Genomic DNA, 24,188 nt, shown 5'->3' with positions numbered 1-24,188 from the left:
GAGGAGGCCGAGCGTGAAGGTGGACGTCCCCACCCTGGTCGAGCAGGCACGGGAGGGCAGGCCGCGTGCGGTGGCCCGGCTCATCTCCCTGGTGGAGGGTGCCTCGCCGCAGCTGCGTGAGGTGATGGCGGCCCTGGCACCGCTCGCGGGCCACGCCTACGTCGTCGGCCTGACCGGGGCGCCCGGCGTCGGCAAGTCCACGTCGACCTCGGCGCTGGTCTCCGCCTACCGCAAGGCGGGCAAGCGCGTCGCGGTTCTGGCCGTCGACCCGTCGTCGCCGTTCTCCGGGGGCGCGCTCCTCGGAGACCGGGTCCGGATGTCGGAGCACGCCTCCGACCCGGGCGTCTACATCCGCTCGATGGCCACCCGGGGACACCTGGGCGGTCTCGCCTGGTCGGCACCGCAGGCGATCCGGGTGCTGGACGCGGCGGGCTGCGACGTGATCCTCGTGGAGACGGTGGGCGTCGGGCAGTCGGAGGTGGAGATCGCCTCCCAGGCCGACACCTCCGTCGTCCTGCTCGCCCCGGGCATGGGCGACGGCATCCAGGCGGCCAAGGCCGGAATCCTGGAGATCGGCGACGTGTACGTCGTCAACAAGGCCGACCGTGACGGGGCGGACGCCACCGCCCGCGAGCTCAACCACATGCTGGGCCTGGGGGAGTCCCGGGGCCCCGGCGACTGGCGGCCGCCCATCGTGAAGACGGTCGCCGCCCGGGGCCAGGGCCTCGACGAGGTGGTCGAGGCCCTGGAGAAGCACCGGGCGTGGATGGAGGAGCACGGCGTCCTGGCCGAGCGGCGCACGGCGCGTGCGGCCCGCGAGGTCGAGACGATCGCCGTCACCGCGCTCCGCGAGCGGATCGCCGATCTGCACGGCGACCGCCGGCTGGGCGCCCTCGCGGAGCGGATCGTGGCCGGAGGCCTCGACCCCTACGCGGCGGCGGACGAGCTGGTCGCGGGACTCACCGGCGGGAACTGACGGTTCCCGGGCGGCGTGCGGGCCGCCCGGAGACCGCGCGCCGCGCCGGGCCACGGCGTGGGGATCAGTCGTCGTCGCCGGCACCGTCGTTGTCGTCGTCCTGGTCCGCGGTGACCTTGCCGCTCTTCGCGTCGACGTGCAGTTCGTGGTCCTTGCCGTCCTTGCCCGTGACATCGACGTCCCAGCGCGGCGCACCGCCCTTGTCGCCGCCGTCGTCCCCGTCGTCGTCCAGGTCCACGGCCGTCACCGAGCCGGGCTGTGCGCCCAGCGCCGCCTTCACCGCCGCGTCCAGGGACACGGACGCCGAACGGGGCGCGTGGCGGTCGCGGTCGTCGTTGCCGTCGTCCTCGTGGTCGGACAGCACCTTGCCGCTGCGCGCGTCCACGTCCACGTCGTGCCAGACCTTGTCGGAGCCGTGGACGTCGAGTTCCCAGACGGTACGCGCACTGTCGTCGTCATCATCCAGTTCGGCCCCGGTGACCGTGCCGGGGACCGCCTTCAGTGCGGCGCCGACGGCCTCGTCGACGGTGATCCGCGGGCTCGTCCCCGTCTTCCCCGCGGTGACCGCGTCCCCGGCGCTCGAGGCGGCCCCGTCCGCCCGCTCGGAGGCGGCCGTCCGGCCGTCCTTCCCGCTGCCGTCGGAGTCCGCGAAGGCGGCGGTCGTGACGAGCCCGCCGCCGACGAGCACGGCCGCGGTGACGGCGGCGATGGCGATGTTGCGCTTCATGGTGTGTTCCTCCCGGATGGCATGTGCCGTGCGACGGGAACCACACTGGCCCGGCGATGCTGAACGCAGCCTGAAGCCGCCTGAAGGCTTCTTCAGGTTCGGTTTGCGAAGCTGTCCTCATGCGCCTGTTGATCGTGGAGGACGAGAAGCGTCTCGCGACGTCCCTCGCGAGGGGACTCACCGCCGAGGGCTTCGCCGTCGATGTCGTGCACGACGGCCTCGAGGGCCTGCACCTGGCCGGCCAGGGCGTGCACGACCTCGTGGTCCTCGACATCATGCTGCCCGGGATGAACGGCTACCGGATCTGCGCCGCCCTGCGCGCCGCGGGGCACGAGATGCCGATCCTGATGCTCACCGCCAAGGACGGGGAGTACGACGAGGCGGAGGGCCTCGACACGGGCGCCGACGACTATCTGACCAAGCCGTTCTCGTACGTCGTGCTCGTCGCCCGGGTCCGGGCGCTGCTGCGCCGCCGCGGCGGGTCCGCCTCCCCGGTCCTCGCCGCCGGCACGCTGCGGATGGACACCGCCGCCCGCCGGGTCCACCGCGGTGAGGACGAAGTCACCCTCACCGCCAAGGAGTTCTCCGTACTGGAACAGCTCGTGCGGCGGGCGGGCGAGGTGGTCAGCAAGGCGGACATCCTGGAACACGTCTGGGACTTCGCCTACGACGGGGACCCGAACATCGTCGAGGTCTACATCAGCACCCTGCGCCGCAAACTCGGCGCCGCCTCGATCCGTACGGTACGGGGCGCGGGTTACCGGCTGGAGACGCTGTGAGGTCCGTACGGGCCAGGGCCGCCCTGGGAGCCACCCTGGTGGTCGCCGTCGCCCTGACCGTCGCGGGGCTGGCCGTCCTGACGGTGCTGCGCGGCAACCTGACGGACCGCGCGGGCCTGGAGGCCGAGGTGGCCGCACGGGAGGTGGCCGGGCAGCTGGCCCTGGGCGTGACGTACGCGGAGCTGGAGCTGGGTGACGAGGGCACCCATCCCGTCCAGGTGACCGACGAGGCGGGACGGGTGGTGGCCGTCTCCGAGGACCTCGACGCGATCTCGGGGACGGGCACGGCCGAGGTCACCCCGGCCCCCTCGGCGCCGGCTCCGAGTCCGGGCGGCGGCGGGGAGGAGGGCGACGGGGACGACGAAGGGAACGACCCCGCCCGCGGTGAGGTCTCCTCCGAGGCGCCGGACTTCGCGAACGGTACCGCCACCGTCGACGGCGAGACGGCGGACTACCGCTTCGCCACCGTCGAGGCGACCACGAGGCAGGACGTCACCCTGGCCGTCCACGCCGGCTCCCCGCTCGCGGCCGAACAGGAGGCCGTGGACACCGTACGCACCTCCATGCTGGCCGGGCTGCCCCTCGTGCTGCTCGTCGTGGCCGGGGTGACCTGGCTGGTCACACGGCGCGCGCTGCGCCCGGTCGAGGGCATCAGGCGGGAACTGGCCGCGATCACCGCGTCGGAGGACCTGGGCCGCCGGGTGCCCGAGCCGGACTCGCGGGACGAGATCGCGCGGCTGGCCCGCACGACCAACGAGACCCTGACCGTGCTGGAGGCCTCGGTCGACCGGCAGCGGCGCTTCGTCGCCGACGCCTCGCACGAGCTGCGCAGCCCGATCGCCTCGCTCCGCACCCAGCTGGAGGTGGGGGAGGCCCACCCGGAACTGCTGGACGTCCCCGGTGCGGTCGCCGACACCGTACGGCTCCAGGCGCTGGCGGCCGACCTGCTGCTGCTGGCCCGGCTGGACGCGGGGGAGCGGCCCGGGCGCGCACCCGTCGACCTGGGCGCGCTGGTCCGCGAGGAGGTCTCCCAGCGCGCGGCGGACCGGATCCCGCCAGAGGTCTCCGTGGCGCACGGAGCGTCGCTCGAAGTCAGCGGCTCACGCGGGCAGCTGGCCCGGGTGGTCGGCAATCTCCTGGACAACGCCGAGCGTCACGCGGAGCGTTCCGTCGCCGTCTCGGTGAGGACGGACCGGGGCGGAGTGCTCGTGGAGGTCACCGACGACGGAGCGGGTGTGCCCGAGGCCGAACGGGACCGCGTCTTCGAGCGCTTCGTACGTCTCGACGACGCCCGCAGCCGTGACGACGGCGGGGCCGGGCTCGGCCTGGCCATCGCCCGTGATGTGGCCTCCAGGCACGGAGGCACCCTCACGGTGGGCACGGCACCGGACGGCGGCGCGCTCTTCACCCTGCGGCTGCCCCGTCAGGCCGGGACCGGCGGGGAGCCGGCGGCCGGCGACGGCTGAACGCGGTTCCCTACGGCTTGCCGCGCCTGCCGCGCAGGTGCTCCGCGATCGGGGTCAGCGCCGCGTGCAGTGCGGTGAGCTCCTCGGGGGAGAGCAGATCCATGAAGTGCCTGCGCACCGAATCGACATGGTGCGGCGCGACCTTCCGCATCGTCTCGCCGCCCAGCTCCGTGAGAACCGCGAACAGCCCGCGCCGGTCCGACTCGCAGTGCTCACGCCGGACCAGGCCGGCGTTCTCCATGCGGGTGATCTGGTGCGAGAGCCTGCTCTTGGACTGCAGCGTCGCGGAGGCGAGGTCGCTCATCCGCATGCGCTGGTCCTCCGACTCCGAGAGGTTGACCAGGATCTCGTAGTCGTTCATGGTCAGGCCGAACGGCTGGAGGTCCTTCTCCAGCTGATGGGTCAGCAGCCTGCTGACGTCCAGGTGGGTGCGCCAGGCGCACTGCTCCGCATCGGTCAGCCAGCGGGTGGCCGTCTCGGTCTCCATGTATGGATTCTACCTAAGATGTTGAAAGCCGGACGAAGTCTGGAAGTGTGACCCCGCGCACGCGCCTGCCCGGCGTCACACTCCGCAGACTACCGCTCACAGTCCGAAGCGGCGCTGGAGGTCCCCCAGCTGACCGGGCATGCGGGGTGTGGAGCCGTGTTGACCGCCGCCGCCGGGCCCGCCCCCCGGCACACCCGGCTCGTGCGGGACGGCTCCCGTCGCCTGCTCGGGCATCAGCGACTCGGTCGACTGGAGCAGGACGGTACCCGCCCCGACGAACTCGAACTGATGCTCCTCGCCCGAGGTCCCGCCGATCCCGGTCAGCGAGCGCAGCCCGCCCATCACGCCCGTCATGTAGCCGTGGTCGTAATGGTGGCACGGCGAGGGGCAGTCGGCCCACCCGACCAGCGCCTGCGGGTCCACCCGCAGCGGCGGCTCCATGAAGACCACCGGGCCGTTGGACGCGGCGACGAACTTCCCCGTCCCGATCAGGGTCAGGAAGCCCGGCACGATCGACTGCTTCAGGGCCAGCGTCGGCTGGTAGGCCAGCAGATTGCCGGACCTGATCGTCAGGTTGCCGTCCTCCAGGTCGAAGGAGTTCACATCGAAGGCCCGGTCCGCGAGCAGCATCTTGCCACTGCCCTCGGCCACCACCCAGTCGCTCGCGTGCAGCGGGGAGTGGAAGCTCGTACGGATCAGCCGCTCGAAGCGGCCGTGCCCGATGCCGTTGAAGTCGATCTGCCCGTAGTAGGCGATCATCTTGCCCTTCTGCAGGAACCACTGGCTCCCCTTGAGTTCCACGCAGAAGGTGTACGCGTTGACGTTGTCGTCCGACGGCAGCGTCATCGGGTCAAAAGTCCCCTCGGGCCTGGCGGCCCCGGGGAGGCCCCGCTCCGGCGTGCTCACAGCTTCTCCTCCGACGCCTGGACGTACACCGCTCCGTTGCCGCTGAGCTCCAGCTGGAACGCCTCACCGGAGCCGCGTCCCACCATGTCGCGCCAGCCGAGCGCGGTGGACAGTTTGTTGGTCACGTCCCCGTGGTGGGCGACGTACGCCTGCGGGTCCACATGGACCGGCCTCCCCGGGGTGATCGGCAGCTCGATCACCCCGCCGTGCGCCATCACGGCGACCGCGCCGTGGCCCTTGAGCGTCGTCGTGAACAGGCCCTGTCCGGTCACCTGGCCGCGCACCATACCCATCACCCCGCCCTGGGAGCCCAGGAACAAGGTGCCCTGCTGGAGCGTCCCGTCGAAGGCGAGCAGCCGGTCGGCCTCCACGCAGAGGGTGTCGCCGGCCAGGTCGACCACCTGGATGTGGTGGCCGCCGTGGCCGAACATCACCGTGCCACTGCCTTCGACCGTCATCAGCGGTGTCGCCTCGCCGGCCACCCGCCGGCCGATCATCGACCCCAGGCCGCCCTGTCCGCCCTGGATGTTCGGGGTGAACGAGACGTCGCCCCGGTACGCGAGCATCGCGCCGCGCTGGCTGTACATCTTCTGGCCGGGCCCCACGACGGCCTCGACCATCTTCGAGTTGATCTCACGGAACGGCATCAGACATCGCCCCCGACGGTGTTCCGCTCGCTCGGCTGTACGTAGACGAGGCCGTCGCCCTCGAAGCGGATCTGGAAGGACTCGCCGGAGCCCTCGCCCATGACGGTCCGGAAGTTCACCCCGGACTGGAAGTGCTGCTGGAGCCTGCCCTGGTGGGCGATGTAGGCGCCGGGGTCGACGTTCAGCGGGTACCGGGGTGTCACCCGCAGCACCACGGCCGAGCCGTCCGACAGGATCGCCGCCTGACCGGTGCCCTCGACGGTCGTGGTGAACAGCCCGTTGCCGCTCGCACCGCCGCGCAGGCCCGTGAAGGAGGTGCCGGTGCGCAGTCCGGCGTCGGTGGCCAGCAGATTGCTCGCCTCGACGTACAACGTGTCGCTGTGCAGCGAGACGAGGTTGATCTCACTCGCCCGGTCCGCGAAATAGCAGGTGCCCTGCCCCTTCACCTCCATCATCACCATCTGCTCGCCGGTCAGCCGGCGGGTCACCATGCCACGGAGACCCTCACCGCCGCCCGACATCTTCTTGAAAGCCATCCGGCCGTCGTACGCGACCATCGAGCCGTTCTTCGCCTTGACCGCATCGCCCGTCAGGTCGACGGCGAGCGTCTTGCTGCCTTGGAGTCGGAACATCGCCACGGTGCGACGTTAGCCGCAGTGCGCTCTGCCGGACAGGGACCGGGGGCCGGTGCCGGCCCCGGCCCGACCCTGATATGCACTGACACGCGCAGCGGCGGCCGGACGGCGACCCCCCGCCCGGAGGGCCCGGGAACGATGCCACAATGGCTCTGCTTGTGCCTGCGTTCACAAGCCGACACGCCCCTCCCACCGAAGGTGCCCTCGTGGACATCAAGACCGCTTCCGCCCTGCACCGGCTGCGCCTCATCTCGCTTCCCGAGGCGCTGTCCTTCCCGGCGCTGCTCATCTTCGGCTCGCTGCTCATGCGGGTCTCGGACATCGACTTCCTGATGCCGCCCCTCGGCGCGCTGCACGGCCTCCTCTTCACGATCTACGTGGTGTTCCTGCTGGACGTGTGGGTCAAGGCCAAGTGGCCCCTCAAGCGCGTCGCCCTGTTCTTCCTCCTCGCGGTGGTGCCCTTCGGCGGCCTCTACGGCGAGAAGCTGCTCAAGAAGTACGAGGCCGACGGCGTGATCGCCGCCCGTGCCCGCGCCGAGGGGACGGTCAGCGCATGATCGTCGCCTTCTCCGTCAGTCCCCTGGGCGTCGGCGAGGACGTCGGCGAGTACGTCGCCGACGCCGTCCGGGTCGTCCGTGAGTCCGGGCTGCCCAACCGCACGGACGCGATGTTCACCTCGATCGAGGGCGAGTGGGACGAGGTCATGGACGTCGTCAAGCGCGCGGTCGCCGCCGTCGAGGCTCGTGCGGGCCGTGTCTCCCTGGTGCTGAAGGCCGACATCCGGCCGGGCGTCACCGACGGCCTGACCTCCAAGGTCGAGACGGTGGAGCGGCACCTGGCGGGCTGACACCCCCCGCCCGCGCGCCTCCTCCGCGCGCACGACGAGCCCTCACGCCGTCCGGCGCCGGGGGCTCGTCCCGTTCGGGCGAAGGAATCCGCTCGGTCGGACCTGCCGGGTCGCCACCTCGCCGGATCTCCCCTTCTGTGGGGACACCGGCATACCCGACCGTTGGAGGAGCGATGCCGTCGGAAAGACAGGACCACGACTGCCGCGGCCGGCTCACCGGCCCCACCGGACGGCGCCGAATACGAGCGGTCCGCCCGCTGACGCTCGCCCCGGTCGTCGCCGGACTGCTGCTGCTCCTCCTGGTCCTGCCCGCACACCGGGCCGGACGCGGGAACGGCCGGGCGTGGTCCGCCCCCGCCGACTCCGTGGTGCTGGTGTCCCTCGGCCTGCTCGCCGTGTGCGCCGCGGCCGGCCTCGCCCTGGCCGTGCACGCCGGGACGGTGGCCCGGGACCCGGCCCCGCTGCCGCCCCGACCCGGCACCCGGGTCGCCTTCCTCGCGACGTACGCGCCCGGCCGGAAGCCGCTCTCCTCGGTACGGGCCGTCCTGGAGGGCGCCGTACGGATGCGGCACCCCGGACCGCTGGACGTCTGGTTGCTCGACGAGGGCGACGACCCGGAGGCCAGGATGCTCTGCGCCGAGCTGGGCGTGCACCACTTCACCCGCCTCGGAGTGCCCGAGTGGAACCAGGCGGAGGGGCCGCACCAGGCCGGGACGAGGCACGGCAACAGCAACGCCTGGCTGGCCAAGCACGGTGACGCCTACGACCTCCTCGCCTCCGTGGACACCGATCACGTCCCGCTGCCGGGCTTCCTGGAGCGGATGACGGGTTACTTCCGCGATCCGGACACGGCGTTCGTCGTCGGCCCGGGGCCCTCCGGCGGTCCTGACGTCCACGCGCGGGCGCGGCGGGTGGGCAACCGCTACGGAGCGGCCGTGTTCGCCGGTCCCGCCGGCGTCGTACGCGTCGAGGCGCTGCGCCAGGCCGGCGGCTTCCACACCACGGTCGCCGGGGACGACACGGTCACCGGGCTCGAGATCCACCGTCGCCGCAACCCGCGGACCGGACGGTACTGGCGCTCGGCCCGCACCTCGGACGTGACGGTCTCCTGCCAAGGGCACGCGGCCTCGGCGGGGCTGCCCCGGGCGGCGCTGCTGAGGCAGTACGGGAAGGTGCTGCTCCGGATGCCGCCCGGCCGGCTCCTCGGCTGCACGCTGCCGCTCGTCCACCACCCCATGGCCGTCCTCACCTCGCTGTTCGGTGTGCTGAGCTGTCTGGCGTCCCTCGCCCACCCGGCGGCGCGTGGCTGGGCGGTACTCGCTCTGGTGGTCGCTCTCGCACCGGCGGTGGCGTGGTTCTTCACGCTCCTGCGCGAGCGCGCGAGCGGGCCGGCCCTGTTCAGGGCTCCTGCGCCGCCAGAGCGATGCCCAGCGGTGTGCGCTCGTACAGCACCTGATGCCCGTAGCGCCGCGAGGTGAGCAGCCCTGCCGCGCGCAGCACCGACAGATGCGCGGACACGGAGGACGGGGCGAGCGCGAGCCGGTGGGCCAGCGCGCTCGTCCCGGCCGGTTCGCCGAGGGCGCACAGCACGTCGGCGCGGGCCCTCCCCAGCAGCCGGGCGAGCGCGTCCGGCGTCCGGTCGGCGGACTCCGTCCACAGCCCGCCGACGCCCCGCGCGGGGTAGATCACGGCGGGCTGCCAGGGCGGTTCGTGGCCGCCGACGACATCCGGCCACACGAAGACGCTGGGCATCAGGACGAGGCCCCGGCCGCCCAGGACCCGGCTGTGGTCCCCGTTGGTGCCGACCACCGTCAGGGTCGAGTCCGTCCAGCGCAGCTGCGGGCTGATCTCGCCGAGCAGCCGCTCGAAACCGACCTCGGCGAGGCGGCGCGAGTGGTAGGAGACGTCCGCCTCCAGCAGGGCGCGCAGGCGGGGCCAGTGCGGCTCGACCATCACCTGCCAGGCCCGCTCCAGGAGGTCGGCCAGCTCCTGGACCGCGCGTGCGGGGTCGGCCAGCATTCGCTGCCCGGCGGGGGAGCGCAGGCCGCCCGGGGTGTCGGCGAGCGCGAGCGCCATGTCCTCGCGGGCGGTGGCCGGATCCGTCGCGCGCACGGCCGCCACCTCCTCGGCGAAGGTGGCGAGCGGCCCGAGCGGCGGCGGGCAGATGAAGTCCGGATTGTGGCCACGCCGTGGCATCAGCAGCCACAGCGGCGTGAGGTCCAGCCCGGCGGCGGCCTCCTCGACCCGCCGGAGCCAGGGCAGGTGGTAGCCGTGCCGGCCGGGCCGGGAGAGGGTCCGGACGGCCTCCTGAGTCTCCCAGAGAGGTGACAGCGCGAAGCGGCAGCGCAGCAGGTCGCTCTCGTCGAAGTACAGATGGAAAGGCATGGGGCCCCGTTCAGGTTTCGGCCTGAGCCGAAAGTCTACGGAGAGGCCGGGGCGGTCCTCCACGCTGCCTCCATGCCGACCGACACCACCACCCCGGCGGGCACACCCCCCGAAGAGCCCGCCGGGGAGGGGCCGGTTCCGGCCCTGCCCCCGGAGCACACCTCCTCGCCCGGCCCGGGTTCCGCTCCGGGGGCAGCCTCCACACCAGGGGGGTACGGCGCCGTCTTCGCCGTGCGGGAGTTCCGGGCGGTCTTCGCCGCCCACCTGCTCTCGCTCCTCGGCGTCGTGGTCAGCGAGCTGGCGCTCACGGTGCTCGTCTACGACCTCACCGGCTCACCCCTGCTCTCCGCCCTCACCCTCGCCCTCGGCTTCCTCCCGTACGTCGTCGGCGGCACGCTCTTCGCCGGGGTCGCCGACCGCTACCCCGCCCGCCGGGTCCTCGTCGTCTGCGACCTGATCTGCGCCGGCTGCGTCGCCGTGATGGTGCTCCCCGGTACCCCCGTCGGCGGACTCCTCGCGCTGCGCTGCCTGGTGGCCGCCGTGGCCCCCGTCTTCACCGGGACGCGGACCGCGGCCCTCGCCGACATCCTCGGCGAGGGCGATCTCTACGTCCTCGGGCGCTCACTGCTGCGCCTCGTCTCGCAGAGCGCCCTGCTCGCCGGCTTCGGGGCAGGCGGGGCGCTGCTCACGGCGGTGTCCCCGCGCGGGGCGATCACGATCACCCTCTGCACGTTCCTCTGCTCGGCCGTCCTGCTCCGTCTGGGCACCCGGGACCGGCCCGCCCGCACGGGCGGGGGCGCCGGGGGCGCGCTGCTGGAGGAGTCACTTGCCGGGGCCCGTGCCGTTCTCGGTGACCGGCGGGTGGGCGGGCTGCTGCTCCTCTTCTGGGTGCCGGCCTTCTTCGTGGTGGCCCCGGAGGCCCTCGCGGCTCCGTACGCGGACGCGATCGGTGCCGGCCCCGCCGCCCTCGGGCTGCTGATGTGCGCCATGGCCGTGGGCCACATCGGGGCCGAGCTGTACGTGGGCACCGTCCTCGGCCCACGGGCCCGCTCCCGGATCGTGCTGCCGGTCGCCGCGCTCGGTCTGCTGCCCCTGGTGCTCTACGCGTTCCGCCCGGGCGCGGCCCTGGCCGTGGGCGCTCTCGTGCTGGCCGGGGCCGGGGCGGCGTACGTGATCGGGCTCGACCAGTGGTTCGTCGAGGCGGTACCCGAGCACCTGCGGGGCCGGGCCATGACGCTTCTCACCGCCGGTCTGATGACGGCCCAGGGGCTCGGAATGGCGTTCGCGGGGCTGGCCGCGGAGTTCTTCCCGGTGCACCAGGTGGTCGCCGGCTCGGGTGTGGCGGGTACCGCCTGCACACTTCTGCTGGCCGCAGAGGTCCGTGGAACGCGTGCCCGGTACCGAAGTGCGAGACAGGGCTGACCGCCATATGACCAGTGGGTAAGGTCGTGCCGTGCCGAAGCCGCTCAGCCTCCCCTTCGATCCCATCGCCCGCGCCGAGGAACTCTGGCACCGGCGCTGGGGCCCGGTGCCCTCCATGGGGGCGATCACCTCGATCATGCGCGCGCAGCAGATCCTGCTGGCCGAGGTGGACGCGGTGGTCAAACCGTACGGGCTGACCTTCGCCCGGTACGAGGCGCTGGTCCTGCTCACCTTCTCCCAGGCCGGTGAGCTGCCGATGTCCAAGATCGGTGAGCGCCTGATGGTGCACCCGACCTCCGTGACGAACACCGTCGACCGCCTGGTGCGCTCGGGGCTGGTCGACAAGCGCCCCAACCCCAACGACGGGCGCGGCACCCTGGCCTCCATCACGGACAAGGGCCGTGAGGTCGTCGAGGCGGCCAGCCAGGACCTGATGGCGATGGACTTCGGGCTCGGCGTGTACGACGAGGAGGAGTGCGCCGAGATCTTCGCGATGCTCCGGCCGCTGCGGGTGGCTGCGCGGGACTTCGAGGACGAGTGACCTCCGGGGCGGGGTGCTGCAAGATCGCCCCGGCCGTCCGGATACGCTCGATGGCATGAAACGCAGCGTGCTGACCCGCTATCGGGTGATGGCCTACGTCACCGCCGTCATGTTGATGATCCTGTGCGTGTGCATGGTCTTCAAGTACGGATTCGACACCGGTGAGAGCCTGACCTTCGCGGTCTCGCAGCTCCACGGCGTCCTGTTCATCATCTATCTGATCTTCGCCTTCGACCTCGGTTCCAAGGCGAAGTGGCCGATCGGCAAGCTGCTCTGGGTGCTGGTCTCCGGCACGATCCCGACGGCCGCGTTCTTCGTCGAGCGCAAGGTCGTCCGCGAGGTCGAGCCGCTGATCACCGACGGCTCCGCGCGGGCCGTCGGGGTCTGACCGCACGCACCCGAACCGCCCCGCGCGAAGCGCCGGGCGGTTTGCCGTCGACATTTACTAGGACGTCCTAGTAAATTTGAATGATGGACGCACATGCGATCGAGGAAGGCCGCCGCCGCTGGCAGGCCCGTTACGACAAGGCCCGCAAGCGCGACGCGGACTTCACCACCCTCTCCGGGGACCCGGTGGAGCCCGTCTACGGCCCCCGCCCCGGCGACACGTACGAGGGGTTCGAACGGATCGGCTGGCCCGGGGAGTACCCCTTCACCCGGGGACTCCACCCCACCGGCTACCGGGGCCGCACCTGGACCATCCGCCAGTTCGCCGGCTTCGGCAACGCCGAGCAGACCAACGAGCGGTACAAGACCATCCTGGCCAACGGCGGCGGCGGGCTCAGTGTCGCCTTCGACATGCCGACCCTGATGGGCCGCGACTCCGACGACCCCCGCTCGCTCGGTGAGGTCGGCCACTGCGGTGTCGCCATCGACTCCGCCGCCGACATGGAGGTCCTGTTCCGGGACATCCCGCTCGGCGACGTCACCACCTCGATGACCATCAGCGGTCCCGCCGTCCCCGTCTTCTGCATGTACCTCGTCGCCGCGGAGCGCCAGGGCGTCGATCCGGCGGTGCTCAACGGCACGCTGCAGACCGACATCTTCAAGGAGTACATCGCGCAGAAGGAGTGGCTCTTCCAGCCCGAGCCCCACCTGCGCCTCATCGGTGACCTGATGGAGCACTGCGCCCGCGACATCCCCGCCTACAAGCCGCTCTCGGTCTCCGGCTACCACATCCGTGAGGCCGGGGCCACGGCCGCGCAGGAGCTCGCCTACACCCTGGCCGACGGCTTCGGATACGTGGAGCTCGGTCTCTCCCGCGGTCTGGACGTCGACACCTTCGCGCCCGGACTGTCCTTCTTCTTCGACGCGCACCTCGACTTCTTCGAGGAGATCGCCAAATTCCGCGCCGCCCGACGGATCTGGGCCCGCTGGATGAAGGAGACCTACGGCGCGAGGACCGACAAGGCGCAGTGGCTCCGCTTCCACACCCAGACCGCCGGAGTCTCGCTCACCGCCCAGCAGCCGTACAACAACGTGGTGCGCACCGCCGTGGAGGCACTGTCCGCCGTCCTCGGCGGCACCAACTCCCTGCACACCAACGCCCTGGACGAGACGCTCGCCCTCCCCTCCGAGCAGGCCGCCGAGATCGCGCTGCGCACCCAGCAGGTGCTCATGGAGGAGACCGGCGTCGCCAACGTCGCCGACCCGCTGGGCGGTTCGTGGTACGTCGAGCAGCTCACCGACCGCATCGAGGCCGACGCCGAGAAGATCTTCGAACAGATCAAGGAGCGCGGCACCCGGGCGCACCCGGACGGCAAGCACCCCATCGGGCCGATGACCTCCGGCATCCTGCGCGGCATCGAGGACGGCTGGTTCACCGGCGAGACCGCCGAATCCGCCTTCCGGTACCAGCAGTCCCTGGAGAAGGGCGAGAAGAAGGTCGTCGGTGTCAACGTCCACCACGGGTCCGTCACCGGCGACCTGGAGATCCTGCGCGTCAGCCACGAGGTCGAGCGCGAGCAGGTGCGCGAACTCGCGGGGCGCAGGGAAGGCCGCGAGGAGGGGGCGGTCCGGGGCGCGCTGGACGCGATGCTGGCCGCCGCCCGCGACGGCTCGAACATGATCGGGCCGATGCTGGAGGCCGTACGGGCGGAAGCGACCCTCGGCGAGATCTGCGGGGTGCTGCGCGACGAGTGGGGCGTCTACACGGAGCCGCCGGGCTTCTGAGGGGCGCCCGGCCACGCCGCCGGACCGGGGCCGGCGGGGCTTCCGCCCCGGGTCCCTCAGGCCCCGCTCCGCCGCTCCGCCGCGGCGCCCAGCCCGCAGAGCAGCAGCACCGTGAAGCGCCGGGCCCAGTCGGTGTCGACGGGCTCGGCGCTCACCAGCGTCCGGTGCACCACGGCCCCCGCGATCACGTCGAAGATCAGGTCGGCGGTGCGGGCCGCCCTCACCGCGTCCGGTTCGGTGGGCAGTTCACCACGGCGCTGCGCGCGCTCGCGCCCCTGCAGGACGAGGTGTTTCTGCCGGGCCACGATCGAATCGCGTATGCGGTCCCGCAGCGCCTCGTCCCGTGTCGCCTCGGCGACCACGGCCATCAGCGCCGTCTTGGTCTCCGGCCGTTCCAGCAGGTCCGCGAACTGGAGGACCACGGCCTCCACGTCGGCCGCGAGACTGCCCAGGTCGGGAAGCTCCAGCTCGTCGAAGAGGACGGCGACCGCATCGACCACCAGTTCGTTCTTGCCTGCCCAGCGGCGGTAGAGGGTCGTCTTGGCGACCCCCGCCCGCGTCGCCACATCACCCATCGTCAGCTTCGACCAGCCGAGGTCGACGAGCGACGCGCGGGTCGCCTCCAGGATCGCGGCATCGGCCTCGGCACTGCGGGGACGCCCGGGTCGGGCGGGTTCGATGGGGCTGCGGCTCAGCATGCGGCGACCATACCGGCCGGTAAGTAGTGCTGACCGGGACGGGAGCCCGTGAGACAGATCACCGCGGGCCCTTGCCCGGCAGGGGGGTCGGGCAGTTACGCTACGGGGCGTAGCGTAAGGAGCGACGGTTCGTCCGTCGTGGCGCGACGACCGATCGACAGCCACAGGCGCCGGGTGGGGACCCGGCTCCGAGCACGGGGTTTTCAGGGCCTCGCAACCGTTTCCGTCCGCGCGCCGCGCACACCGGCGTGGCCGTGGACGGAGGCGGTTCGCGGATCGCTTTCCGGATCAGTGCGCACAGGGGGGAGGATGTACGTATGCAGCCTAGGAACATGTCCATGAGCGGTGTCGTCGACCTCGCCGCTGTGAAGGCGGCCGGCGACGCGAAGGCGAAGGCGGAGCAGGCCCGCGCGGAGTCTGCCCGGCAGGGGGGATCCGGTGCCGTGGCGCCCGCCTCCCTGGTGATCGACGTCGATGAGGCCGGCTTCGAGACCGACGTCCTCCAGCGCTCCACCGAAGTCCCCGTCGTCATCGATTTCTGGGCCGAGTGGTGTGAGCCGTGCAAGCAGCTCGGCCCGCTCCTGGAGCGTCTCGCCACCGAGTACAACGGCCGCTTCGTACTGGCCAAGGTCGATGTCGACGCCAACCAGATGCTGATGCAGCAGTTCGGGATCCAGGGCATCCCCGCGGTCTTCGCGGTGGTGGCCGGACAGGCCCTCCCGCTCTTCCAGGGAGCGGCCCCCGAGAGCCAGATCCGTCAGACACTGGACCAGCTGATCCAGGTCGGTGAGGAGCGTTTCGGCCTCACCGGGATCACCGTCGCCCCGGACGCCGGAGCCGGAGACGGGGAGAGCGCCCCCGCCGAGGTGCCCGCCGGGCCGTACGACGCGCAGCTGGAAGCAGCCGCGCAGGCGCTGGACGCCAACGATTTCGCCGGCGCGGTCGCGGCGTACCGGAGCGTCCTGTCCGACGACCCGGTCAACACCGAGGCGAAGCTGGGCCTGGCCCAGGCCGAACTGCTGGGCCGTGTCGCGGGGATGGACCCGCAGCAGGTACGCAAGGAGGCCGCGGAGAATCCGGCCCAGCCGGCGGCGCAGATGGCGGCCGCCGACCTGGACCTCGTGGGCGGTCACGTGGAGGACGCCTTCGGGCGGCTCGTCGAGACGGTCCGCCGCAATTTCGGTGACGACCGCGACGCCGTGCGGGTGCGGCTCCTCGAACTCTTCGAGGTGATCGGCCCCGACGACCCCCGGGTCACCGCCGCCCGTACGGCGCTGGCGCGCGTCTTGTTCTGATGTGACAACACGGCCGTGGGGCCCTTCCGGCACCACGGCCGTTTTCGCGGGCGTGGAACAAGGAATGCGTCCGCTTTACCAAAACTTGATAAAAGTGCGTAGTGTTACTCGCAGTAAATCCTCTCCACGGGTCTGTCCGTTTTCGGGCTGTAATCCCGCCATTCGCACGCCCTGGGGGCGCCACCCTGTGTGGCCGGTCGGTGCCACCCTGTCGTGTGCCGGTTATCGGGTCGTTACTAGTCGGTAACGACCCCCCTTGTGTCCCGGCCGTGAATGCACCACGATCGGCCACGCTCGGTCCAATACCCGCCGGTCCGACGGCCAGTCGGCACAGGCGGGACCGTTGGGTCCCCACCGGGTGGTCGGCGGCAGTGGCGCCGATCGCGGACAGGGGGGTTCCTGCTCCTGGGCAGGGCCTGTCCGAACCGGCTGCGCAGACGCGCGGTCAGTGGTTGTCGCTCGGGGGTGATCGCCGGTGATTCGGATGCGGTACGCGCCTCCGGTCGGGGCGCTCTCCTTCCCGAGGACGTAGCACTTCTCCCCTCCCAGGGCGGGCATGACGCCCGTACCGGAGATGTACGTCCGAGAAGGAGGAAATGTATGAGTTCGCAGGTTCGCGGTGGTACCAGATGGAAGCGTTTCGCTCTGGTCATGGTGCCGAGCGTCGCGGCGACTGCCGCAGTGGGCATCGGCCTGGCACAGGGCGCCCTCGCGGCGTCATTCAGCGTGTCCGGACAGGAGTTCAAGGTCAAGGCCACCGAACTCGAGGGCTGGGACTTCGTCCAGTACGGCAGTGTGGCCTCGGGCAAGACGCTCGACGGTAAGGCCATGCACGCCCCGGTGGCGGTGTCAGGTTTCAGCAAGGCCTACATCACCAACATGTGCCAGTCGGTCGTCACGCCCAAGGTGCCGGGCATCGGTAACGTGACGCTGAGGCTGGAGGCGGGCGGAGGCGGCAAGCCCGTCTTCGCCAAGAGCCTCTACCTCGACGTGTCGGAGCTCGACACCGATGCCGAGTTCAAGAACATCGACATCGGCGTGGCCGCGGGTTCCCTGCCGAAGTCGGAGAACAAGCCGGGTATTCAGCCGAACACCCAGGCCAATCCCAACGGCTTCGCCCAGCGCGCCGAGAAGGCCAAGCTGAAGAACGTCAGGCAGAAGGCGTGGGCCACGACGGCCGGCACCTTCAACCTCAGCGGCCTGAAGCTGCGGCTTTCCACGGATCCCGACCAGGAGTGCTACTAAGCACCCGTCCGGGTGGCCGGAGCGCACACCGTGGGTCCCGGCCACCCACCCTTTCTCTTCTCACAGCAGTACCGGTTCCAGGGAGCTGTTTTCCATGAGCCCCGAGTCCACAGGGCAGAACGAGCACCACCTCACCGTCTACCGGCGGGGATTCCGCACCTGGCGGGGTAACCGGCCGTTCTGGGCGGGTCTGTTCACCATGGTGGGTGGTCTTCCCATCGCCTACTTCCCGTACGCCAACATGCACCTCGGCAACGTCACACTGGCGATGTCCACGACGGCCGGTGCGGGTTCACTGATCATCGGGGTCCTGCTGGTCACCCTGGGCCTCACCATGTGGTTCCACAGCATCGTCCGGGTGTTCGCCGGTGTCGCCGCGATCCTGCTCGCCCTCATCTCCATCCCCATCGCCAACATAGGCGGCTTCATCATCGGCTTCCTGTTCGCGCTCCTCGGCGGAGCCCTCTCCATCGCCTGGGCTCCGGGTGAGGTGAAGGACGCTCCGGCGCACGAGGGCGCACACGCGCCCCGGGCCGACGCCCGGGAGGCCTACGACACGACTGAGGCCCCACGGAAGCCGAAGCTCTTCGAGGTGGCGACGGAGGCCGACGGCGGGAGGCATCGTGCGGGGTGACGACAGCAGGACCGGCGACTTCGGGCCGGAGGGCCTTCCGGGCCTTCCGGAGCGAAGAGGTCCCCGCCACGCGGCACCCAGGAGGTCACTCCTGACGAAGCTGCACATTCCGACGGGCAAGAAGGCCTTCGCGCTCGCCGCGATGCCGACGGCCGTCTTCGTGGGCATGGGGCTCACCCCCAGGCTCGCCATGGCCGACGACAGCACGGACATCCCCTTCGCGCCGGGCCCCTGCGTGACCCGTTCCGACGAGCCGTCCGAGTCGAAGGAACCAGAGGCGGAGCCCACCCCGAGTGCCACGCCGTCCGACGCGGGCAAGGACGACGCGGGTAAGGACGACGCGGGCAAGGACGACGCCGGCAAGGACGACGCGGGGGAGGGTGGCGGGGCCGCGGCACCGAAACCGTCCGCGAGTGCGAGTGCGAGTACCTCCGAGGAGGCCACGTCCACGGAAGCCTCCGGGGGCAAGGCCGCCGCGTCGCCCGCTCCCTCGCCCACCGAGTCGAAGAACCCCCTCGACCCGCTGGGTGTCGGTGACGCCCTCAGGGACCTCTTCGACGGACCGGACAAGGAGACGGCCGAGCCGTCCCCCGGCCCCACTGCCGGGAGCCCGGAGCCGCCCCCCAGTGCCACCGCCACCGAGCCGGTGGAGAAGGCGACGGAGGCGGCGAAGGACACGGTCGACGAGACCGCCGACGCCATCCGTGAGGCGGCCGGGAAGGCGGGCAAGGACGTCGAGGAGCTCGAGGACGACGTCAAGGGCCTCGACCCCGTGAAGGACGAGGACATCCCGGACGGCGCCAAGGAACGCTTCCCCTGCCCGACCGCCGACCCCGAGGCACTCGCCGCGGCCGAACTGGAGCCGGGCGTCCCACTGCTCCCGGACGACCCGTGGACGCTGGAGAGCTCGAAGCTCACGCTCAACGACCTCGACTACGCGGGCATCGTCGAGGTGAAGACGTACGGCGGCGACGTCAAGAAGGTCCTGAAGTTCACGGCCGGCTCCATCGACATCAGGGACCTGCACCAGCTGACGAAGGGCCCGGCCGGAACGACCGGCCACGTCAAGGCGAGCGCCGGCTCCACGTCGACGATCCGCGACGGCGAAGTGACGATGTACACGGAGAAGCTCGAGGGCAACCTCTTCGGGCTCATCCCGATCACCTTCAGCCCGGAGACCCCGCCGCCGCTGAACGTCCCCTTCGCCTTCTTCACCGACGTGACGGTGACCCAGGCCGGCCAGTTCGGCGGCACGCTCACGGTCCCCGGCCTGTCGAACTACTTCACCGGCGGTAACGGCTGACCGGTGGTCCGGGCCCGTCCGGCAGCCGTACGAAGACCGTGGCCCGCACCCCCGTACGAGCGGGGATGCGGGCCACAGCCGTGCGGGCGGGGGAGCGTCAGGCGCGCTCGCCGCTCAGGTGGTGCACCCGGACCATGTTGGTGGTGCCGGGGACTCCGGGGGGCGAACCGGCCGTGATGACCATCGTGTCGCCGTCGCTGTAGCGGTTCAGCTTCAGCAGCTCCGCGTCCACCAGGTCCACCATGGCGTCCGTGTTGTCCACGTGCGGCACGACGTAGGACTCCACGCCCCAGCTCAGCGCGAGCTGGTTGCGGGTGGCCTCCTCGGTGGTGAAGGCCAGGATCGGCTGCGCGGCGCGGTAGCGGGAGAGGCGGCGGGCCGTGTCGCCGGACTTGGTGAACGCGACCAGTGCCTTGCCGTCCAGGAAGTCCGCGATCTCGGCGGCGGCGCGGGCGACCGAACCGCCCTGCGTGCGGGGCTTCTTGCCCGGCACCAGCGGCTGGAGGCCCTTGGACAGGAGCTCCTCCTCGGCGGCGACGACGATCTTGGACATCGTCTTGACCGTCTCGACCGGGTACGCGCCGACGGAGGACTCCGCCGACAGCATGACCGCGTCCGCGCCGTCCAGGATCGCGTTGGCGACGTCGGACGCCTCGGCGCGGGTCGGCCGCGAGTTGGTGATCATCGACTCCATCATCTGGGTCGCCACGATCACCGGCTTGGCGTTGCGGCGGCACAGCTCGATGAGGCGCTTCTGCACCATCGGGACCTTCTCGAGCGGATACTCGACGGCGAGGTCACCGCGGGCGACCATCACACCGTCGAAGGCGGCGACGACGCCCTCCATGTGCTCGACGGCCTGCGGCTTCTCCACCTTGGCGATGACGGGGACCCGGCGGCCCTCCTCGTCCATCACCTTGTGCACGTCCTTGACGTCCTCGGCGTCGCGCACGAAGGACAGCGCGACCAGGTCGCAGCCCATCCGCAGGGCGAACCTGAGGTCCTCGACGTCCTTCTCGGACAGCGCGGGGACGTTGACCGCCGCACCGGGGAGGTTGATCCCCTTGTGGTCGGAGATGACACCGCCCTCGATGACGATGCTGGTGACGCGCGGGCCGTCGACCGAGACGACCTTCAGCTCGACGTTGCCGTCGTTGATGAGGATCGGGTCGCCCTTGGTGACGTCACCGGGCAGCCCCTTGTAGGTGGTGCCGCAGATCGACTTGTCGCCGGGAACGTCCTCGGAGGTGATGACGAACTCGTCCCCGCGGACCAGCTCGACAGGACCCTCGGAGAACTTCCCGAGACGGATCTTCGGGCCCTGGAGGTCCGCGAGCACGCCGACCGCGCGGCCGGTCTCGGCAGCGGCCTTGCGGACCCGGTCGTAACGGCCTTGGTGCTCCTCGTGGGTACCGTGGCTGAAGTTGAAACGGGCCACGCTCATGCCGGCCTCGATCAGAGCGACGAGCTGCTCATGGGAGTCGACGGCGGGACCGAGGGTGCAGACGATTTTGGAACGGCGCATGAGGCGGATCCTATCGGTTTGTTTCACTGCGGAATATTCCGTCTGGTGGAAGATACAAAGGGGCGGGGGGCCGCTCAGTTGTTGACCAGATCGAAGGTCTGGCCGGCGATCTCCAGCTCTTCGTCCGTGGGTACGACGGCGACCGCCACCCGTGTGCCGTCGGGCGAGATCAGCCGCGGTTCGCCGGACCGTACGGCGTTGCGGCCCGGATCCACGGCCAGGCCGAAACCCTCCAGCCCCGCGAGCGCAGCCTCCCGTACCGGGGCCGAGTTCTCCCCGACCCCCGCCGTGAACACCACGGCGTCCACCCGGCCGAGGACCGCCGAATAGGCGCCGACGTATTTCTTCAGCCGGTGGATGTAGATGTCGAACGCGAGCGCGGCCCGCTCGTCGCCCCCGTCCACCCTGCGCCGGATCTCCCGCATGTCGTTGTCGCCGCAGAGGCCGACCAGGCCGCTCCTCTTGTTCAGCAGGACGTCGATCTCGTCCGTCGACATCCCCGCCACCCGCTTCAGGTGGAAGGTGACGGCCGGATCGATGTCTCCCGAACGCGTACCCATGACCAGCCCCTCCAAGGGGGTCAGCCCCATGGAGGTCTCGACGCACCGGCCACCCGCCACCGCGGAGGCCGAGGCGCCGTTGCCCAGGTGCAGAACGATCACGTTCACGTCGGCCACCGGCCGGCCCAGCAGCTCGGCCGTCCTGCGCGACACGTACGCGTGCGAGGTGCCGTGGAAGCCGTAACGGCGGATGCGGTGCGCGTCGGCGGTCTCGACGTCGATCGCGTACCGCGCCGCGTACTCCGGCATCGTCGTGTGGAACGCGGTGTCGAAGACCGCGACCTGCGGCAGGTCCGGCCGCAGCGTCTGCGCCGTGCGGATCCCGGTGATGTTCGCCGGGTTGTGCAGCGGGGCCACCGGGACCAGCCGCTCGATCTCCTTCAGTACCTCGTCGGTGACCACGGTGGGCTCGCTGAACTTCAGCCCGCCGTGCACCACCCGGTGCCCGATCGCCGCCAGCTCGGGGGAGTCCAGCCCGAGCCCGTCGGCCGCCAGCTCGTCGGCCGCGGCCTTCAGTGCCTGCCCGTGGTCGGTGATCCTGCCCGTGCGCTCACGGGGCTCCCCGCCCTTCAGGGGGGTGTGCACCAGCCGGGAGGAGGACTCGCCGATCCGCTCGACCAGACCGGTCGCCAGCCTCGAGCGGTCGCGCATGTCCAGCAGCTGGTACTTCACCGACGAGGAGCCGGAATTGAGCACGAGTACGCGGTGGGCGTCATTCATGGAGCGGAAACCTTCACTGGTCGGGCCGGTGGTCATCGCGGTCATCCCTCGCCCTGTGCCTGGATCGCCGTGATGGCCACCGTGTTGACGATGTCCTGGACCAGCGCGCCGCGGGACAGGTCGTTGACCGGTTTCCTCAGCCCCTGCAGGACCGGGCCGACCGCGACCGCGCCCGCCGAACGCTGGACCGCCTTGTAGGTGTTGTTGCCGGTGTTGAGGTCCGGGAAGACCAGCACCGTCGCCCGGCCCGCCACCTCCGACGTCGGCAGCTTGGTCGCGGCGACGGACGGCTCCACCGCCGCGTCGTACTGGATCGGTCCCTCGATCCTCAGGTCCGGCCGTGAGGCGCGTACCCGCTCCGTGGCCTCCCGCACCTTGTCGACGTCGGCGCCGCTGCCGGAGGTGCCCGTCGAGTACGAGAGCATCGCGATCCGGGGGTCCACACCGAAGCGGGACGCGGTGACCGCCGACTGCACCGCGATGTCCGCGAGCTGCTCCGCGTCCGGATCGGGGTTCACCGCGCAGTCGCCGTAGACCAGGACCTTGTCGGCGAGGCACATGAAGAACACCGAGGAGACGATCGAGGCGTCCGGTTTCGTCTTGATGATCTCGAACGCCGGGCGGATCGTGGCCGCCGTGGAGTGCACCGAGCCGGAGACCATGCCGTCGGCCAGACCCTCCTGGACCATCAGGGTGCCGAAGTAGTTCACGTCCGAGACGACGTCGTACGCCAGCTCCACCGTCACTCCGCGGTGCGCGCGCAACGCGGCGTACCGCTCGGCGAAGCCCTGGCGCAGCTCCGAGGTCTGCGGGTCGACGATCTGGGTCTCGGCGAGGTCGATACCCAGGTCGGCGGCCTTCTTGCGGATGACGTCACTGTCCCCGAGGAGGGTCAGGTCGCAGACGTCGCGGCGCAGCAGCACATCGGCGGCGCGCAGGACCCGCTCCTCGGTGCCCTCGGGCAGGACGACCCGGCGCCGGTCGGAACGGGCCTGTTCCAGCAGCTCGTGTTCGAACATCATCGGGGTGACCCGGCCGCTGCGGGCCACCGAGATCCGCTCCAGCAGGGCGCCGGTGTCCACGTGGCGCTCGAAGAGGCCGAGTGCGGTCTCCGCCTTGCGCGGTGTCGCCGCGTTCAACTTCCCTTCCAGCGCGAAGAGTTCTCCTGCGGTGGGGAAGGATCCGCCGGCCACCGCGATGACCGGGGTGCCCGGCGCGAGACGGGCCGCCAGCCGGAGTATCTCCTCGCCGGGGCGCTCGTCGAGGGTCAGCAGGACGCCCGCGATGGGCGGTGTGCCGGCGCTGTGCGCGGCGAGCGAACCGACGACGAGGTCCGCGCGGTCGCCGGGGGTGACGACCATGCAGCCCGGCGTCAGGGCCTTCAGGAGGTTCGGCAGCATGGCGCCGCCGAACACGAAGCCCAGGGCGTCCCTGGCCAGGCCCGAGTCGTCGCCGAGCAGAACCGTTCCGCCCAGGGCGGTGGTGATCTGGGCGACGGTGGGCGCGGAGAGCGCGGGGTCGTCCGGCAGGACGGAACAGGGGACCGGGAGCTGCGCCCTCAGCCGGTCGGCGATGTCCGCGCGGTCCCCGGACGCCACCCGGTTCACGATCATCGCCAGGACGTCGCACCCGAGACCGGCGTACGCCCGGTAGGCGTTGCGGGTCTCGGCCCGTACGGACCCGGCGTCCTGGTCCTTGCCCCCGACCACCGCGATCACGGAGGCCCCGAACTCGTTGGCGAGCCTCGCGTTCAGGGCCAGCTCGTCGGGGAGCTGGGTGGCGGCGAAGTCGCTGCCGAGGACCAGCACCACCTCGTAGTCACGGGCCACCCGGTGGAAACGCTCGACCAGCAGGGAGACCAGTTCGTCGGTCCCCTTCTCCGCCTGGACCGCGGCGGCCTCCTGGTAGCCGAGGCCGAAGACCGTCTCCGGGTTCTGCGAGAGCCGGTAGCGGGCCCGCAGCAGCTCGAACAGCCGGTCGGGCCCGTCGTGGAGCAGTGGCCGGAAGACGCCGACCCGGTCCACCTGACGCGTCAGTAGCTCCATGACTCCCAGATCGACGACCTGGCGGCCGTCTCCCCGGTCGATCCCGGTCACGTACACGCTGCGCGCCACGCGTGGTCTCCCGTCCTGTTTGGCTGGCATTGCCCCTTTGACGATACCTACCGGGGCAGGTGAGCCGCCCGCCGGGCACCGTGTCCGGGGGCGGGTCCTCCCGG

Annotated in this window: 23 protein-coding genes and 1 pseudogene; 14 read left to right on the top strand and 10 right to left on the bottom strand. The window is 71.2% G+C overall.

The window, feature by feature from the left end; all coding sequences use genetic code 11:
* Positions 1–13: 13 nt before the first annotated feature.
* On the top strand, positions 14–976 hold the full coding sequence (gene meaB, locus ACF1FZ_RS22830; protein ID WP_391775237.1) for a methylmalonyl Co-A mutase-associated GTPase MeaB: 963 nt from the start codon (positions 14–16) through the stop codon (positions 974–976).
* Positions 977–1,040: 64 nt separating this feature from the next.
* On the opposite strand, the gene ACF1FZ_RS22825 is transcribed toward meaB, so the two are convergent.
* Positions 1,041–1,703, bottom strand: coding sequence for a PepSY domain-containing protein (locus tag ACF1FZ_RS22825; RefSeq protein ID WP_391775236.1), 663 nt, complete (start codon positions 1,701–1,703; stop codon positions 1,041–1,043).
* A 119-nt stretch (positions 1,704–1,822) separates the two neighbouring features.
* On the opposite strand from ACF1FZ_RS22825, the gene ACF1FZ_RS22820 reads away from it, so the two are divergent.
* Positions 1,823–2,482, top strand: a complete 660-nt coding sequence (locus tag ACF1FZ_RS22820; RefSeq protein ID WP_391775235.1) for a response regulator transcription factor — start codon at positions 1,823–1,825, stop codon at positions 2,480–2,482.
* Entirely contained in the window at positions 2,479–3,948 is a 1,470-nt protein-coding gene (locus ACF1FZ_RS22815) for an ATP-binding protein (RefSeq protein WP_391775234.1), read from the top strand. The genes ACF1FZ_RS22820 and ACF1FZ_RS22815 overlap by 4 nt, the downstream gene beginning before the upstream one ends.
* Before the next feature lie 10 nt (positions 3,949–3,958).
* Here ACF1FZ_RS22815 and ACF1FZ_RS22810 read toward each other — a convergent pair whose 3' ends face one another.
* The 4 genes from ACF1FZ_RS22810 to ACF1FZ_RS22795 all read right to left on the bottom strand — a co-directional run bounded on the left by ACF1FZ_RS22810 (position 3,959) and on the right by ACF1FZ_RS22795 (position 6,620).
* Positions 3,959–4,435 (bottom strand): MarR family winged helix-turn-helix transcriptional regulator, encoded by a 477-nt coding sequence (locus ACF1FZ_RS22810; RefSeq protein WP_391775233.1) that lies wholly within the window; start codon positions 4,433–4,435, stop codon positions 3,959–3,961.
* 96 nt (positions 4,436–4,531) lie between these two features.
* A complete protein-coding gene (locus tag ACF1FZ_RS22805; RefSeq protein ID WP_391775292.1) occupies positions 4,532–5,281 on the bottom strand; it encodes an AIM24 family protein in 750 nt (249 codons plus the stop codon).
* A gap of 56 nt (positions 5,282–5,337) precedes the next feature.
* Positions 5,338–5,988: an AIM24 family protein gene (locus ACF1FZ_RS22800; protein WP_391775232.1), complete on the bottom strand. Its 651-nt coding sequence runs from the start codon at positions 5,986–5,988 to the stop codon at positions 5,338–5,340.
* Complete coding sequence (locus ACF1FZ_RS22795) at positions 5,988–6,620, bottom strand: AIM24 family protein (RefSeq protein WP_391775291.1); 633 nt, start codon at positions 6,618–6,620, stop codon at positions 5,988–5,990. Before ACF1FZ_RS22795 ends, ACF1FZ_RS22800 begins: the two co-directional genes overlap by 1 nt.
* Before the next feature lie 209 nt (positions 6,621–6,829).
* Here ACF1FZ_RS22795 and ACF1FZ_RS22790 point away from each other — a divergent pair, with 209 nt between their 5' ends.
* The 3 genes from ACF1FZ_RS22790 (at position 6,830) to ACF1FZ_RS22780 (ending at position 8,948) form a co-directional block, all read left to right on the top strand.
* On the top strand, positions 6,830–7,180 hold the full coding sequence (locus ACF1FZ_RS22790) for a DUF3817 domain-containing protein (RefSeq protein ID WP_203182514.1): 351 nt from the start codon (positions 6,830–6,832) through the stop codon (positions 7,178–7,180).
* The gene (locus ACF1FZ_RS22785) at positions 7,177–7,470 is read left to right on the top strand and encodes an MTH1187 family thiamine-binding protein (protein ID WP_015578763.1); all 294 of its coding nucleotides are present in this window, start codon (positions 7,177–7,179) and stop codon (positions 7,468–7,470) included. Before ACF1FZ_RS22790 ends, ACF1FZ_RS22785 begins: the two co-directional genes overlap by 4 nt.
* A gap of 173 nt (positions 7,471–7,643) precedes the next feature.
* The gene (locus ACF1FZ_RS22780; RefSeq protein ID WP_391775231.1) at positions 7,644–8,948 is read left to right on the top strand and encodes a glycosyl transferase; all 1,305 of its coding nucleotides are present in this window, start codon (positions 7,644–7,646) and stop codon (positions 8,946–8,948) included.
* On the opposite strand, the gene ACF1FZ_RS22775 is transcribed toward ACF1FZ_RS22780, so the two are convergent.
* Positions 8,869–9,855 (bottom strand): DUF5937 family protein, encoded by a 987-nt coding sequence (locus ACF1FZ_RS22775; protein WP_391775230.1) that lies wholly within the window; start codon positions 9,853–9,855, stop codon positions 8,869–8,871. The genes ACF1FZ_RS22780 and ACF1FZ_RS22775 overlap by 80 nt on opposite strands.
* A 72-nt stretch (positions 9,856–9,927) precedes the next feature.
* Here ACF1FZ_RS22775 and ACF1FZ_RS22770 point away from each other — a divergent pair.
* The 4 genes and pseudogenes from ACF1FZ_RS22770 (at position 9,928) to ACF1FZ_RS22755 (ending at position 13,990) form a co-directional block, all read left to right on the top strand.
* Positions 9,928–11,299 (top strand): annotated as a pseudogene (locus ACF1FZ_RS22770) (MFS transporter).
* A gap of 9 nt (positions 11,300–11,308) precedes the next feature.
* On the top strand, positions 11,309–11,818 hold the full coding sequence (locus ACF1FZ_RS22765) for a MarR family winged helix-turn-helix transcriptional regulator (RefSeq protein ID WP_391775229.1): 510 nt from the start codon (positions 11,309–11,311) through the stop codon (positions 11,816–11,818).
* 55 nt (positions 11,819–11,873) lie between these two features.
* Entirely contained in the window at positions 11,874–12,206 is a 333-nt protein-coding gene (locus tag ACF1FZ_RS22760; protein WP_391775228.1) for a DUF3817 domain-containing protein, read from the top strand.
* Positions 12,207–12,289: 83 nt separating this feature from the next.
* A complete protein-coding gene (locus tag ACF1FZ_RS22755; protein WP_391775290.1) occupies positions 12,290–13,990 on the top strand; it encodes a methylmalonyl-CoA mutase in 1,701 nt (566 codons plus the stop codon).
* Between the two features lie 56 nt (positions 13,991–14,046).
* Here the strand turns inward: ACF1FZ_RS22755 and ACF1FZ_RS22750 are convergent, their stop codons facing one another.
* Entirely contained in the window at positions 14,047–14,688 is a 642-nt protein-coding gene (locus ACF1FZ_RS22750; RefSeq protein WP_391775227.1) for a TetR/AcrR family transcriptional regulator, read from the bottom strand.
* Between the two features lie 338 nt (positions 14,689–15,026).
* Between ACF1FZ_RS22750 and ACF1FZ_RS22745 the strand changes: the two genes are divergently transcribed.
* The 4 genes from ACF1FZ_RS22745 (at position 15,027) to ACF1FZ_RS22730 (ending at position 19,165) form a co-directional block, all read left to right on the top strand.
* Complete coding sequence (locus tag ACF1FZ_RS22745) at positions 15,027–15,983, top strand: tetratricopeptide repeat protein (RefSeq protein ID WP_391775226.1); 957 nt, start codon at positions 15,027–15,029, stop codon at positions 15,981–15,983.
* 600 nt (positions 15,984–16,583) lie between these two features.
* Positions 16,584–17,228 (top strand): DUF6230 family protein, encoded by a 645-nt coding sequence (locus ACF1FZ_RS22740; protein WP_391775225.1) that lies wholly within the window; start codon positions 16,584–16,586, stop codon positions 17,226–17,228.
* A 94-nt stretch (positions 17,229–17,322) separates the two neighbouring features.
* Positions 17,323–17,862, top strand: coding sequence for a DUF6114 domain-containing protein (locus ACF1FZ_RS22735; RefSeq protein ID WP_391775224.1), 540 nt, complete (start codon positions 17,323–17,325; stop codon positions 17,860–17,862).
* Positions 17,852–19,165, top strand: coding sequence for a hypothetical protein (locus ACF1FZ_RS22730; protein ID WP_391775223.1), 1,314 nt, complete (start codon positions 17,852–17,854; stop codon positions 19,163–19,165). Before ACF1FZ_RS22735 ends, ACF1FZ_RS22730 begins: the two co-directional genes overlap by 11 nt.
* A 97-nt stretch (positions 19,166–19,262) precedes the next feature.
* On the opposite strand, the gene pyk is transcribed toward ACF1FZ_RS22730, so the two are convergent.
* The 3 genes from pyk to pta all read right to left on the bottom strand — a co-directional run bounded on the left by pyk (position 19,263) and on the right by pta (position 24,084).
* A complete protein-coding gene (pyk, locus tag ACF1FZ_RS22725; protein WP_391775222.1) occupies positions 19,263–20,690 on the bottom strand; it encodes a pyruvate kinase in 1,428 nt (475 codons plus the stop codon).
* A gap of 74 nt (positions 20,691–20,764) precedes the next feature.
* Complete coding sequence (locus tag ACF1FZ_RS22720) at positions 20,765–21,970, bottom strand: acetate kinase (protein WP_391775221.1); 1,206 nt, start codon at positions 21,968–21,970, stop codon at positions 20,765–20,767.
* A gap of 41 nt (positions 21,971–22,011) precedes the next feature.
* Positions 22,012–24,084: a phosphate acetyltransferase gene (gene pta, locus ACF1FZ_RS22715; protein ID WP_391775220.1), complete on the bottom strand. Its 2,073-nt coding sequence runs from the start codon at positions 24,082–24,084 to the stop codon at positions 22,012–22,014.
* Positions 24,085–24,188 lie beyond the last annotated feature (104 nt).

Origin of the sequence: Streptomyces sp. NPDC014623 (assembly GCF_043088245.1) — a bacterium.
GTDB lineage: Bacteria > Actinomycetota > Actinomycetes > Streptomycetales > Streptomycetaceae > Streptomyces.
This window is presented reverse-complemented; position numbering and strand designations above follow the sequence as displayed.